The following is a 1159-nucleotide window of genomic DNA, read 5'->3' as shown; positions in this document are numbered from 1 at the left end:
TGGACTTAAGTCAATATCTTGGACACAAAAAATTGAACAAATTAAGCAGCTAATAATTGTTTTTCATATTCATTAGGAGTCATATAGTCAATACTCCCATGAATTCTAGTTCTGTTATACCATGATTCAATAAATTCAAATATGGCTAGATTTGCTTCTTTAAATGATTTATATAACTTATAGTTAACCTCTTCCTTCTTTAAAATTGAATGAAAAGATTCTATGCACGCATTGTCATAAGGATTTCCTTTACCACTAAATGATTGCACTAGGTTTAATTCTTTTGTTTTATTTTTATAAGCACTACTGGTATATTGAGTCCCTCTATCAGAGTGAAGAATAACTGGTTTATTAGGCTTGCTATTTAAATAAGCATTTTCTAGAGCTTTTATAGTTAAATTAGTAGTCATAGATTTATCAAAGGCATAACCAATAATTTTTCGCGTATGAAGATCCATAATTGATGCTAGATAGCACCAACCATCTTCAACAGTATAGATATAGGTAATATCAGATACCCATTTTTGATTAATAAAAGTGGTGGAGAAATCTCTTTTCAAGAGATTTTCACCACATATATCTTCAGATTTAGAAGAATAGTGTTTAAACTTTTTATGCACGATTGACCTAATATCTAACTTTTTCATTAATCTTTGTACTCGTTTAACGCTAACATTCCAGCCTCTTTTGGAGAGTTTTTTATGAATCTTAATAGCACCATATCGCTTTTTGCTATTTAGATAGATATCTATAATATCTTTTTCTAATCTTTCATTTTCAAGTTCTCTATTAGACTTAGGTCTTGCCTTACGGTCATAATAGGTACTACGAGCAACTCCTAAGACTGTGCATAATGATTTAACATCATACTTATCTTTATTATCATCAATAAAGGTATCTAATTGATTATCGTCTACTTTTGTGCGAATATGGTTAAAGCCTTTTTTAAAATCTCTGCTTCCTGTTTAAGTCTTTGGTTCTCTTTCTTTATAGCTAATAATTCCTTATAAGTAACAGTAGTATTTTCATCAACTGCTATTTCTGTATGAAGTTCAATCCAATTATTTATAGAAGTTCTAGAAACACCATATTCGCGAGCAAGCTCTGATTTAGATTTATTACCTGATTGATAAAGTTCAACTATCGTTTGTTTAAAATC

1 protein-coding gene is annotated in these 1159 nt (G+C 29.5%); it reads right to left on the bottom strand.

Annotated elements, in window-relative coordinates:
* Window positions 1–41: 41 nt before the first annotated feature.
* Window positions 42–1159 (bottom strand): IS3 family transposase gene (locus BX659_RS18750; RefSeq protein WP_219884442.1). Its coding sequence is split into 2 segments (ribosomal slippage), with 1119 coding nucleotides annotated over them: window positions 42–949 and window positions 949–1159; the frame shifts between segments, so codons are not numbered across the junction. This gene is flagged as partial in the annotation.

The organism is Orenia metallireducens (assembly GCF_003001995.1).
In the GTDB taxonomy this organism is placed as follows: Bacteria; Bacillota; Halanaerobiia; order Halobacteroidales; family Halobacteroidaceae; genus Orenia; species Orenia metallireducens_B.
This window is presented reverse-complemented; position numbering and strand designations above follow the sequence as displayed.